This is a genomic window from Actinopolymorpha singaporensis, from assembly GCF_900104745.1.
Lineage (GTDB): Bacteria > Actinomycetota > Actinomycetes > Propionibacteriales > Actinopolymorphaceae > Actinopolymorpha > Actinopolymorpha singaporensis.
On sequence record NZ_LT629732.1, the window covers coordinates 2599213 to 2610993 of the forward strand.

Annotated in this window: 11 protein-coding genes; 6 read left to right on the forward strand and 5 right to left on the reverse strand. The window is 68.1% G+C overall.

Going from position 1 to position 11781, the window contains the following annotated elements:
- The first annotated feature begins 45 nt into the window (after nt 1-45).
- Nucleotides 46-528, forward strand: coding sequence for a DUF6458 family protein (locus BLU27_RS29860; RefSeq protein ID WP_197681797.1), 483 nt, complete (start codon nt 46-48; stop codon nt 526-528).
- Between the two features lie 124 nt (nt 529-652).
- On the opposite strand, the gene BLU27_RS11795 is transcribed toward BLU27_RS29860, so the two are convergent.
- Both BLU27_RS11795 and BLU27_RS11800 read right to left on the reverse strand, forming a co-directional pair.
- Nucleotides 653-1873 carry a methyltransferase gene (locus tag BLU27_RS11795; protein WP_092653234.1) on the reverse strand — a complete coding sequence of 407 codons (1221 nt, stop codon included), beginning with the start codon at nt 1871-1873 and terminating at the stop codon, nt 653-655.
- A 183-nt stretch (nt 1874-2056) separates the two neighbouring features.
- Complete coding sequence (locus BLU27_RS11800; RefSeq protein WP_092653236.1) at nt 2057-2533, reverse strand: AAA family ATPase; 477 nt, start codon at nt 2531-2533, stop codon at nt 2057-2059.
- Between the two features lie 347 nt (nt 2534-2880).
- Between BLU27_RS11800 and BLU27_RS11805 the strand changes: the two genes are divergently transcribed.
- Nucleotides 2881-4707, forward strand: a complete 1827-nt coding sequence (locus tag BLU27_RS11805; protein ID WP_092653238.1) for a heparinase II/III domain-containing protein — start codon at nt 2881-2883, stop codon at nt 4705-4707.
- Nucleotides 4708-4737: 30 nt separating this feature from the next.
- On the opposite strand, the gene BLU27_RS11810 is transcribed toward BLU27_RS11805, so the two are convergent.
- Entirely contained in the window at nt 4738-5028 is a 291-nt protein-coding gene (locus BLU27_RS11810; protein WP_092657579.1) for a DUF1330 domain-containing protein, read from the reverse strand.
- A 305-nt stretch (nt 5029-5333) separates the two neighbouring features.
- Between BLU27_RS11810 and BLU27_RS11815 the strand changes: the two genes are divergently transcribed.
- On the forward strand, nt 5334-6311 hold the full coding sequence (locus BLU27_RS11815; protein ID WP_092653240.1) for an aldo/keto reductase: 978 nt from the start codon (nt 5334-5336) through the stop codon (nt 6309-6311).
- Between the two features lie 5 nt (nt 6312-6316).
- Here the strand turns inward: BLU27_RS11815 and BLU27_RS11820 are convergent, their stop codons facing one another.
- Complete coding sequence (locus BLU27_RS11820) at nt 6317-6760, reverse strand: universal stress protein (RefSeq protein WP_092653242.1); 444 nt, start codon at nt 6758-6760, stop codon at nt 6317-6319.
- 193 nt (nt 6761-6953) lie between these two features.
- Between BLU27_RS11820 and BLU27_RS11825 the strand changes: the two genes are divergently transcribed.
- The 3 genes from BLU27_RS11825 (at nt 6954) to BLU27_RS11835 (ending at nt 10833) form a co-directional block, all read left to right on the forward strand.
- Nucleotides 6954-8930, forward strand: coding sequence for an ABC transporter substrate-binding protein (locus BLU27_RS11825; RefSeq protein WP_092653244.1), 1977 nt, complete (start codon nt 6954-6956; stop codon nt 8928-8930).
- A 140-nt stretch (nt 8931-9070) separates the two neighbouring features.
- A complete protein-coding gene (locus BLU27_RS11830; protein WP_092653246.1) occupies nt 9071-10174 on the forward strand; it encodes a Gfo/Idh/MocA family protein in 1104 nt (367 codons plus the stop codon).
- Between the two features lie 104 nt (nt 10175-10278).
- Nucleotides 10279-10833 (forward strand): dihydrofolate reductase family protein, encoded by a 555-nt coding sequence (locus BLU27_RS11835; protein WP_092653248.1) that lies wholly within the window; start codon nt 10279-10281, stop codon nt 10831-10833.
- A gap of 38 nt (nt 10834-10871) precedes the next feature.
- Here BLU27_RS11835 and BLU27_RS11840 read toward each other — a convergent pair whose 3' ends face one another.
- Nucleotides 10872-11678: a phytanoyl-CoA dioxygenase family protein gene (locus tag BLU27_RS11840; RefSeq protein WP_092653250.1), complete on the reverse strand. Its 807-nt coding sequence runs from the start codon at nt 11676-11678 to the stop codon at nt 10872-10874.
- Nucleotides 11679-11781: the final 103 nt, after the last annotated feature.

Sequence of the window (11781 nt, forward strand, 5' to 3'; positions counted from 1 at the left end):
GGGGGGCCGAACAGTTCAGTCGAGCTATGCGCGCAAGGGGTCTTCATGGGAATCGGTGCCAGCCTCCTCCTCTTCGCTGTGGGGGCGATCCTCGCCTTCGCGGTCGACTACAGCCTTGCCGGAGTTGACATCGCCCTGATCGGGTGGATCCTCATGGGTGCGGGCTGTCTGGGGCTCCTCGCAACACTGGCGATCTGGATGCCGCGCCGGGTCAGGAACGCCCCGGTCACGCGCGGCGCCCCGCCCCGCCGCGACTACACCCCCGAGCCGTACCGCCCGGAGCAGCCGAGCCGTGCTGAAATGTCGTACCGCTCGGAGATGCCAAGAAACGACGTGGAGTACTTCGCCGGAACGGCCGCTGACGGCCGGGAGGTGTGGCTCGTGGGGCGGGTAGAACGACGCGAGCGACGCGGAGATGGCGAGTGGCTGTACATGCGGCCGACGCAGCCTTACCCGGGAGCGAAAACGTCCTCGCCTGGCTGGGTCTCAGCGGACGACACGCGCACGCTGCCGAGGTACGACCGGTAAGGCTGGAGCAGCGGTCCGAGGGCAGGCGGTCCTCACCGTTGACGGCGGAGACTGCCGCGGCTCGTCGCGTCACCCTCCGCTCGGTGCCCGAGACCGTAGTGGCTCCGGCGGTATGGCGATCCCGTCAGCGCTGCGCCTGCAGCATCAGGTTGCGCGGGGTGTGAGAACGATCGCAGAAGCTGCCGACCCGAACGTCGAACCCGGCTTCCTCCAGCGCGGCGGCGAGATCCATGACGAGCCAGAGTTCCAATGGACGACGGAACGCGTGACGGACCAGTTCCAGCCGCCGTACCTCGTCGCGGCGGCGCCCTCCCACAGCGAGCCAGTACGCCCAGTCAACCGACGCCGGCAGGTTCACGCCCTCTCGGTCTGCGAGCGCACGGCAGAAGGAGGAGAAGTCACCCGACAGCCAACGCGCCGGCACCGGCCGGAGGCGCCGGACCGCCTCACCTTCCACGCAGTCGCGCAGGGCGATGAAACCCAGCTTCCAGGTCTGGTCGCGGGCGAGACGGGCCCGATCGTGCGGCGGGGCGGTGACGGTCTCGGTGGTCGCCAGTCGGAGAGCATCCGTGTCCAGGGGAAGAGTCGGTGCATGGCCGGCTAGCGACTGGTAGCTGCCGCCGGTACCGACGTGATAGCAACAGGGCGCGATGGAGTAGCTGTGCGCCCCCGCACGACGCGCTCGGCGTACGAGCGAACGATGCAGTTCACCACAGGCGTGCAGAGCGACGACCGCCCGCCCGGTGACGTGACGGTGTGCGGCCTCGCTCCGAGCATCCGCCCGGATGATTGTCTGGTCCACGCCCATGCGAGTTGCGAGCCGCGCAGCACTTTCTGCCAGCTCGGCGTCGATCTCCAACGACTGCACCGGACGCCGGTCGAGGTGTGCGAGCAGTCGTCCGAGGTGCCCCTTGCCGGCACACCAGTCCAGTACCGGTGTATGGGATGCCGGGACCTGGGCCGCGAACGCCTTGACCTGTTCGTACTTGCGTCCGGGGATGGTGCGGCAGAGGCGCGGATCCGTTGACGGGAGGTCTCGTCCCGCAAGAGGTGGCAGCGTTACCAGGTGGGTGAGCGTGGTGATGTCCGGGAGCCAGCGGGCAAGCCACCGGCGGGACAGATCCGGGTCATCGGTCAGTCTGTCGAGGGTTGGCTCGTCGAGAGCCAGAACGGCTTCCGTCAGATCCGGCCGGTGCGCGCACCAGTCGGGTCGACGCACCCGGAAGGGAGCCGGCCGCCAGAACTCCTGATGCGTGGTGAGTACCGAGTGGAGTTCTGTCAGGCGCTTCCGATGTGCGTGGTCGAGGGAACGACGTACTGCTGAGAACGGCCCCGAACTGGGCATGCCGACACCCTTCGCGTGGTGTTGGCCGCCAAAGCTGAAGGGGCGGCGGTCGCGCCGAGTCGACGCGACCAAGTGCTGCGCGAGCTGTTACTGCCTGAAGACTGTGACAGATGAAGCCCGTGTGGGACAACGGCAACGGGCAATACGGGGTGGTACTCGATTCGGGTCCAGCCGCGTGAGCTGTCAGGGGACGCTTGACGGGAGGGGTGCGGGCGGCGCCGGCGAGACGATTCGTTCCAGCATGTCTGCAAGGTGAGCTACGGGGAGCCGGCCGTCCAGTTCGAGGGTCGCACCGGTGCGGAGAAGCGGCTCCACCTCCTCGACGTACTGCCGAATCTGCTCCTGCTGCCGCAGAGATTTGCCGTACGGGTTGTTCGAACGTCGCCGTACCCGGTCGAGCAGCACCTCGAGCGGAGCGGTGAGCAACACGATGTGTTCGAACCGGTCGTAGAAGTGCCGTTGGTTGGCGACGGTGCCGGAGACGACGACTTGGTGGTGCGCGGCGAGCAGGCCGGCCATCCGCGGCTCGTCCCAGTTGCCGTCGGAGAGGACCCACCCGTCGTAGTCGGTGTCGACGGTCAGCACACCGCGGCGCCGTAGCTCCTCGAGAACTGTGGACTTGCCGGCCCCGGACATGCCAGTGACGAGTACGCGCGCCATGGCAGGCACCGTAACGGTCCCGTCTGCCGGGCGGGCTGACGTCGGAGCAACGGTCTCCCTGGACTGCGCCTGACGGAGGGTCGGTTCGCGCCGGTTCAGCGGGCCGCTGCACCTGATTTCCGGAGCTGGGTGGGTACTGGACGGATCGCCGCTTCGTCGGCATCGTCGTGGTGGCGGATGGAATCGAGTCCACACCAGCCAGCCAGGAGGTCCTTGTGCAGCAGTCGCCGTCTCCTCGACCGCACCGCCCAAGCAGTGCGACGCCGAACTCTCTGGCGGGCTTCAACGACACGGACTTTCTTGGCAAGGTCCTTCCCGCTTCGGGGCAGTGGCACCCCGTACCTGACGTGTCCGATCGCGCCTTCTGGAACGCGGTGGACTCGTCGACCCGTGAAGCCATCCTGCGGCGGGCGGAGGAGTTCCGTGCGCGGGAATGGCCGGTGTTGACGGCCCGTGGATGGCGGGACTTCGTCGAGACCGGCAACCGGACGAGGTATGAGGACCGCTACTTCGCCCGGCGCCGGCGTACGGTCGCATCCGCCCTCGCGGCCTGCCTCACCGACGACCCCGGATGGCACGACGACGTGCTCGACGGCGTGTGGCTGATGCTGGAGGAAACCACGTGGTGCGTGCCCGCGCACGACTTCTCCGCAAGGGAGCAAGGGCCCCGGCTGCCCGACCCGGATCGTCCGTTCCTGGACCTGTTCGCGGCCGAGACCGGCGCGCTGCTGGCCTGGACGCTGCACGTTCTCGGTGCCCGGCTGGACGAGCGGTCACCGCTGGTCGGGCGCCGCATCGTGGAGGAGGTGCGCCGGCGGATTCTGGTGCCTCAGCGTACGGATGACACGTGGTCGTGGTTCGGGCGTTCGGGCCCGGTGAACAACTGGAACCCATGGATCAACTCCAACGTGCTCACGTGTTCGCTGCTCCTGGACAAGGACCGCGATGACCTCGTGACGACCGTGAGCCGCGTACTGGAGGGCCTCGACGTCTTCGTGTCCGGCTATCCGGACGACGGTGGGTGCGACGAAGGGCAGATGTACTGGTGGCGTGCGGGCGCCTCACTGTCGGAGTGCCTGGAGCAGTTGTACGACGCGACCGGCGGCGCACTCGACGGATACGCCGTGCCCAAGGTTCACGAGATCGCGCGGTACCCGCACCGCGTCCACATCGCCGACGACTGGTACGTCAACGTCGGTGACGGACCGGCGCGCACCGAAGCAGCGGACACCGTCGAGCCACACGTCCTCTACCGGTTCGGGCGTCGTGTCGGCGACGACGAGGCGGCGGCCCATGCGCGGTACATGCGTGGCGACGGCGCGGTCACGCTGCCGCGGCTCAGCCTCGGCCGTTCCCTGTTCGCGCTGGCCGATCGCGACTGGTCGGAAGCTGCACCGTCACCTGCGCCGCTGGTCGCGCAGGCGTGGTGGCCGCAGACCCAGTTGCTCACCGCGCGGGAGACCGGCGGGCGGGCCGAGGGTCTGTTCGTGTCGGTGAAGGGCGGGCACAACGGCGAAAGTCACAACCACAACGATGTCGGCACCGTCCTGGTCGCGGTCGACGGGCATCCGGCCCTGGTCGACGCCGGCGTCGCGCAGTACACCCGCCAGCACTTCGGCCCACGGCGGTACGAGATCTGGACGATGCGCAGCGACTACCACAACGTCCCGAACGTCGACGGACACGAGCAACTGCCTGGCAGTGAGTTCCGTGCCCGCGACGTGACCGCCGATCTCGGGCCCGAACGGATCGACGTACGGCTCGACCTCGCCGGTGCCTATCCGAAGGACGCCGGGCTGGTCCACTGGTGGCGGCGGGTGAGGTTCGAACGCGGGGAACCCGCGCACGTTCGCTGGCACGACGAGTGGGAGCTCGACCACGAACCGAACTCGATAACGCTGCACCTGATCACGTCGGCCGAGCCCGCGCTGGGCGGGGAGACCGAGGGGAGCGGAAGCACTGGCACCATCCGCGTGCCGACGCCGGGTCGCGCGTTGCGGATCGCGTACGACGCGAGTGCCTTCCCCTCCCCGGTCGTGGAGAGGATCGATCTCGACGACCGTCGGCTGAGCGGCGTGTGGGGTCCCGCGTTGTGGCGGATCGCGCTGAGCCCCGATCGGCCCGGCAGGCGTGGCGAGTGGACCCTCGACCTGCGTGCCGAGCCGGGCGCCTGACTGTCGGGTGCTACGGCGTCCGGAGCGAACTCACTCGACTCCGGGAACCAACCGGATCTCGCGGACCACGCCGCCGTCCAGCGCCGCCAGTGCCTTCTGGTACGCCGGGCTGTCGTGCGCGGCCTCGGCGGCCTCCATCGAGTCGAACCGGATCACCACGGTCCGGGTCTCCTCACCGGCCTCGTAGACCTTCGCGGGAAGGCCACGGGCGACGAAGGTGCCACCGGCCTCGGTGAGCGCGGGTCCGGCCAGCTCGGCGTAGGCCGCGAGCTTGTCCTCGTCGAGGATCTCCCGGTAGATGCTGATCCAGTACGCAGTCATGCGGGCCATTGTGTCGCGGCGGCCCAGGGCGGCTCGCAGGGAGGTCGACCTACCGGTCAGCCGGTCAGTCGGCCGCCGTCGCCTCGACGTAGTAGGCAGTCGAACAGCGGCCGCAACGCCGACGTCTTGTCCTCGGGAAAATTCCTGGGAGAACACGACTTCGTCATCAGAGCCGAAACCGACAAGCTCACGTACCACTGCCATTTCCACCGCCTCGCGATCGTCTGGACGTGCCCGGATTGGTCCGAGTCCGCCGGTCGCGATTGGTCTGCTCGTCGGCGCCAGACCTCCTTACGGTGAAGCGCATGGAGTACAGAAACGTGGGCGGAGTGGACGTCAGCCAGCTCTGCCTGGGCGCGATGATGTTCGGAACCAGGGTCGACGAGCGGACGTCGTTCGACATCCTCGACCGGTTCGTGGAGGCCGGCGGCACCTTCCTCGACACGGCGAACTGCTATCAGTTCTGGGAGGGGGACGGGCAGGGGCACGAGAGCGAGGAACTGCTCGGCCGGTGGCTGCGCAGTCGTGGCCTGGCCTCGGGCGAGGGGCGGGATCGGATCGTGGTCGCCACGAAGGTGGGCGCCCGGCCGATCACCGGGCCCGGTCGCGGCGACTTCCCGGAGAACCGCGAGGGGCTGTCCGCCGAGATCATCCGCGAGCAGATCGAGGTGAGCCTGCGCCGACTCGGCCTGGAGCACGTCGACCTGTACTACTCACACCACGAGGACCGGTCCGTGCCGCTCGAGGAGGCGGTGGGGGCGTTCGGCGAGATCGTCCAAGCCGGCAAGGCAAGAGCACTCGGGGTCAGCAACGAGCCGGCCTGGCGGGTGGAGCGTGCACGCCAGATCGCTTCCCACAAAGGTCTTCCGTCCTACACGTACGTCCAGCAGAGGCACACCTATCTCCAACCGAAGCCGGGCTTCCACGACGAGTTCATGCCGATCCTCGGTGAGGAACTACTCGACTACGTGCGGTCCGAGCCCGAGCTGACGCTGGTCGCCTACTCGCCGCTGCTGTCCGGCGCCTACAGCGGCCGAGCGGACCGGCCGATCCCGTTGCCGTACGCCCATCCGGGGAGCGCCGGTCGGTTGGCGGCGCTGGAGGACGTCGCCACCGAACTCGGTGCGACGCCCAACCAGGTGGTGCTGGCCTGGATGCTCGCCGGTACGCCGTCGATCCTTCCGTTGTTCAGCGCCAGTTCCGTCGTCCAGTTGGAGGAGTCGTTGGGGGCACTGGAGTTGAAGCTGTCCGAGGAGCAACGGGCTCGCCTCGACCAGGCCTGACCGCCTCAGTCGTCGGCTCGGACGATCACCACCGGGCAGTACGCGTGCATGGCCACGCGCTGACTGACCGATCCGAGCAACGTGCCGGCGACTCCACCGTGGCCGCGGGAGCCGACCACCACCAGCAGGGCACCTCGGGACGCCTCGATCAGGGCAGCCGCCGGGTGCGCCATGACCGCCTTCGTCTCCAGTTCGACCGGGCTGTCGGCGCCCACCCGGCCGGCTGCCGCGTCGAGGATCGACCGAGCCTCGGCCTCGAACTCCTCGTCCGCGTAGACGAAGAAGGGTGGTGCGACCCTGGTGACCGGCTCCCAGGCACAGATGACCTCCACTCGGGCCCCGTGCGCACGCGCCTCACCGGCCGCCCACTTCAGGGCGCGTTCCGAGCACGGTGATCCGTCGAACCCGACGACGATCCGCGAAGCCTCGGTGTCGGTTCGAGAGGTCATGTCGGGCTCATTCCCGCACACGTCGGACACCAATCCGGGGCGTTCCGGCCTCCGACGAACCTGCCGAAAACCCCCACCGAAACGACCGTCTTTGCCCATCTTCGTCCGGTTTGGTTGACATCCGGTCCGGCCCTGATCAGGCTGTGGCGATCCGAAGTGCTGCCGCGGACCCGATGACGGGGGCTGGACACCAATGGGAGACCGGCGACGACACCTCACGAGGCGAGACCTGCTGCTGTCCACCGGAGGTGCCGCGCTCGCCGCGACCTCGTTGGTCGGCTGTGACCTGTTGAGCACCGACCCGACCAGCCGGTCCAAGGGAAAACCCTCCGGCGTGAAGGGGAAGGAGGCGCCCAGCCTGGCCGCACAGGTGAAGGCAGGCAGGCTGCCGGCCGTCAAGGACCGGTTGCCCGCACGTCCGCTCGTCCTCAGGCCGGCCCACGAGACCGGCTCGTACGGCGGAACGTGGAAGACGTTCATCCAGGGCATCGACGGCTCGTCGGTGTATGAGAACATCGGCTACGACCCACTCGTTCGCTGGGCACCGGACTTCTCCGGAGTGATCCCGAACATCGTGTCGTGGGAGGTCGATGCGGACGGGCGGGATTACGTCTTCCATCTGCGCAGGGGAATGCGGTGGTCGGACGGCAGGCCCTTCACCGCCGACGACATCGCGTTCGCCTTCGAGGACGTGCTCTCCAACGAGGAACTCTTCCCGGTCTTCCCGGAGTGGCTGGCCCCGGGCGGGAAGCCCGCCCGCTTCACCAAGGTGGACGACATCACCTGCCGGTTCTCCTTCGCCGAACCGCACGCGTTCTTCCTCGAACGCCTGGCAAGCCCCGAAGGCAACATCCTCGCCGCGTCTCCCAAGCACTACCTGAAGACGTTCCACAAGAAGTACAACCCGGACCTGGACAAGCTCGTCAGGCAGGCGAAGCTCACCGACTGGAACCAGCTGTACTTCGGCAAGGGAGGTGACGGCACGTCCGGTCTGGCCATCTGGCAGAACCCCGACCTGCCCGTCCTGTTGCCGTGGGTCGTCGCGACACCGTTGACCAAGGACCGGCTGGTCGCGAAGCGCAATCCGTACTACTGGAAGACCGATCCCGACGGCAGCCAGCTGCCGTACCTGGACGAGGTGGTCGTCGAGGTCGTCACCAGCCCGGAGACGGCGGTGCTGAAGGTGAGCAACGGAGAGTACACGCTTCCGTCCACCGACATCCTCACCCCGTCCAACAAACCGGTCTTCGCGCGGAGCACCGACAAGGGTGACTACCGGTTGATCAACCAGATGACCTCCGACATCAACAACGGAGTGGTCTGCCTCAACCTCACCCACAAGGATCCGGTGACCCGGAAGCTCTTCCAGAACAAGGACTTCCGGATCGGTCTGTCGTACGCCATCAATCGTGCGGAGCTGATCAAGGCCGTTCACCAGCGACAGGGAAAGCCCTACCAGTCCGCGCCCCGGCCGGAGTCGGACTTCTACGACGAGAAGATGGCCACGCAGTACACGAAGTACGACGTCGCGGAGGCGAACCGCCGCCTCGACAGCGCCGGGCTCACCCGGCGGGACAGCGCCGGTTGGCGGCTTCGCCCGGACGGGCGACGGGTCGCGTTCACGGTGGAGTTGCCGACCGGGTTCGATCCCACGTATCCGGCCACCGCCGAACTGGTGCAGAACTACTGGAAGGCGGTCGGTGTCCAGTTGCGGGTCCAGGCGCAGGGCGGACCGCTGTTCTGGAAACGTCTCTTCGCCAACGAACACGACGCGGTGCTCTACAGCGCGGAGAACGGCCTGTGCGACGCGATTCTCGACCCGGGATGGTTCTTTCCGATCGGTGGCCGCTGCTACTACGCGCGTCAGTGGGCCGACTGGTACGCGACCGGGGGCAGGAGCGGTGAGAAGCCGCCGGCCGCGCCGCACCGTCAGATGGAGTTGTACGACACCATCAAGGTCACCATGGACGAGAAGAAACGCCGGCGGCTCTTCGCAGAGGTCCTGCGCATCTCCGCGGAGGAGTTCTACACGATCGGCACGGTCCTGATCGCCGGCCGCTACTCGATCGTGCAGAACAAGATCCGTAACGTCCCCGATCCCATCCCGGAAGGCTCGCTCTACCCGGACCCCGCGCCGGCCGGCCCGGAGCAGTTCTACCTCCGCACCTGACGTCACGCTCACTCACGTCGTTGCCCATGGGCCGGGTCGGTACAAGTCCCACAGCGTCTCGCAGGAGCAGGTACGGTTCCTGTTCGCGACGGCACCGTCCTGTCCGTCCGCCGGCACGCACGACGAGAAGGAGGTGGCCGATGAGCCGCCCGGTCAACGTCGGATTCATCGGTTGCGGCAGCGTGATGAACGGGCCGTACATGAGTCTGGCCCGTGAGCTGCGAGAGCGCGGCCGCATCCGCACGGTCGCCGCGTGCGACGTCGACCCCGATCGGGCCCGGGCGACGGGGGAACGGCACGACATCCCGTGGGTCAGCACCGACCCGCAGCAGATCATCGACTCCCCGGACGTCGACGCCGTACTCGTCCTCACCTCGATGCCCGAGCACGGGCCGCTGGCGCTGGCTGCACTGGAGGCCGGCAAGCATGTTCTGGTCGAGAAGCCCATGAGCGTGACACTCGACGAGGCCGCGAAGCTGGTCGAGGCCGCCAAGGAGAGTGCCGGTCACCTGGTCTGCGCCCCGTCGGTGATCCTGAGCCCCACCTACCAGGACATGTGGCGGCACATCACCCGCGGCGACATCGGCCGGGTGCACCTCGCCCGGGCACGCTACGGATGGGCGGGTCCCTGGTGGGGGCAGTGGTTCTACCGCTCCGGTGGCGGTCCGCTGTTCGACCTCGGCGTCTACAACGTCACGTCGCTGACGGGGTGGCTCGGCCCGGTGCGGCGGGTGGCCGCGATGGCGGGCACGGCGACGCCGGAGCGGGTGGTCGACGACGAGCTCATCAAGGTCGAGGTCGAGGACAACTTCCAGATCCTGCTCGACTTCGGCGACGCGACGTTCGCCTCCATCACCACAGGATTCTCGATGCAGGCGTACCGCGGACCCGCGATCGAGGTCTACGGCAGCAAGGGAACCGTCCAGATGATGGGCGACGACTGGGCGCCCGCGGGATACGAGCTGTGGCAGAACGACGTCGGGGCCTGGAAGATCCACGGGGACCGCGACCCGCGCTGGCCCTGGACGGACGGTCTTCGGCACCTCGTCGACTGCATCGACAACGACGTCGCACCGTCGATCACGCCTGAGCACGCGTACCACGCGCTGGAGGTCATGATCAGGGCCATCGACGCCGGCCGGGACGGGCAGACGAGGACGATCGAGAGCATCTTCACCCCGCCGACGTTCGACACCGGCGACGACCGGCAGGACGCCCACCTGGTGCACGCTCCGGAACGGTAGGCGCCGAAAACCGGTGCCCCTACCGCGATGACTTCCTGGCCGCATTCGGGTCTACGTCCTCGACACGAACCACTTGTGTCGCCCTCCCCGGAAGGAAGCAGCCGATGACCGCACTGGTCCTGAAGATGTCTGTCTCGCTCGACGGTTACGTGGCCCCCGAGGACGGGAGCCCGGACTGGATCGCGGCCGGAGGATCCGACGACGCCCTCGACTGGACCGTCGAGACCGTGAGCAACGCCTGCGCGCACCTCATGGGTGCCACCTCCTACGCGGTGATGGCCGCCCACTGGCCCGGCGACTCCGGGCCGTTCGCCAAGCCGATGAACGAGATCCCGAAGGTCGTGTTCTCGAACACGCTCACATCCGCCGACTGGGACCGGACGACGATCTCCGCCGGAGAACTGGGGGAGTCCGTCAGGCGGCTCAAGGAGGAGCGCTCCGGGGGATATCTGCTCGCCCACGGCGGGGCGCGGTTCGCGCGGTCGCTGGTGGCGTCCGGTCTGATCGACGAGTACCGCCTTCTCGTCCACCCGGTGGTTCTGGGCGCGGGCGAGCGGCTCTTCCTCTCCCCGCTCACCGTCGAGCCGTCCAAAACCACCGTCTTCAGCGGCGGAGCCGTCGCGCACGTCTTTCGCGGCAACCACCCGCAGGCAGGCTGATCGCCTACCGGCGGTGCGCCGGCGCCGCACCGTGCCGGTCACGCCGTACGGGGCGGAGGGTTCGTGGTGCGGTTCAGTCCGAACGTGTCGTCGCCACTGACCACCACGCAGGCGTGGTCGGGAAACAGTGGCGGAGCGTCCTGGTCGAGCAGGGCGACGAACGGCGGGATGTACCGCGCCGACAACCCCATCCGTCGTCTGCTCGAGGTGTTCCGGTGCGACTGGTGGAGCAGTCGCTCGTTGAAGAGGAAGAACTGCCCCGGGCGTAGCACCATGTCCACTGCCGCGTCCTCGTCGACGTACGCCGGGTCGGCCTCCTGCCCGAACGCCACGCCGTCGCGCGCCGGGACGTGGGGGACGACCCGACGGTGGGAGCCGGGGATGATCCGGACGCAGGAGTTCTCCGTCGTCACCTCGTCGATCGCCATCCACACGGACAGGTTCAGCGGTGGCTCGATCGGCCAGTAGTTGGCGTCCTGGTGCCAGGGAATCTCCTTGCCGCCGGGTTCTTTGGTGAAGAAGTAGCTCGCCCACACCACGAGGTCGTTTCCGACCAGCGCCCGCAGCCTGCCGAGGATCTCCGGCCGGGCGATGAGGTCGTGGACCAGCCGATGGTCGAGGTGCCTTGCCTGCAACGGGTTCTTCGGGTTCGGACCAGGGGTCGGGATCACCTCGGTGTCGATTCGCTGCCGGATCGCGTTCATCGCCGCAGGGGGCACCGCGGTGTACGGGCCGAGGTAGCCCAGCTCGTGGAATTGTCGAACCTCGTCGCGGCCCAGGCTCGGAACGGTCGTCGGGGCGGATGCCGGAGCGGGTGGCGAAACAGGCGTGGGGGCTGTGGTCATCTCTGCATGCTGGACGCCGGCACACGTGCTCCGCGTCGCCACTGACCGAGACTGGCCACATGCGTCCGGTGATCGGGCGTCCGCCAGAGTGCATGCTGTGACC